Consider the following 515-nt stretch of genomic DNA (forward strand, 5'->3'; position numbering starts at 1 on the left):
CTTGGGAATTTCAGTTCTCCGCGTCGCGCAACTTTGACTGTGGTCTTTTATTCGAAGGACATAAAGCTTTCAGGGCGAGACATAACTTCTCCAATAAATAAAATAGTTTGTGATTAGCGCTGAGGCTCTAAGAACATCGCATCACCATAGCTAAAAAAGCGATACTTATTCTCAATCGCATGAACATACGCGTTCATCATGTTCTCTTGACCAGAAAACGCCGAGACCAACATTAATAGCGTGCTTTGCGGTAAATGAAAGTTTGTGACTAAGGCATCGACAGTTACAAACGAATACCCTGGGTAGATAAAAATATCAGTATCGCCCTCGAAAGGCTCTAAGCTACCTGATTGACTAGCTGCCTCCAGGCTTCGCATACTGGTTGTACCGACACATACGACGCGACCGCCATTTGCCTTCGTTTCACGAATTTTGTCGACTGTTTCTTTGGTGACCTGAATCCACTCACTGTGCATAACATGGTCTTCGACACTATCAACCTTTACTGGTTGAAA

General features: G+C 43.7%; 1 protein-coding gene. It reads right to left on the reverse strand.

Features of this window, described 5'->3' with window-relative positions; all coding sequences use genetic code 11:
• Nucleotides 1-113: 113 nt before the first annotated feature.
• On the reverse strand, nucleotides 114-515 hold a 402-nt coding region (locus A3762_RS06450), incomplete at its 5' end, for an S-adenosylmethionine:tRNA ribosyltransferase-isomerase (protein ID WP_197469086.1).

This window comes from Oleiphilus sp. HI0125, from assembly GCF_001635355.1.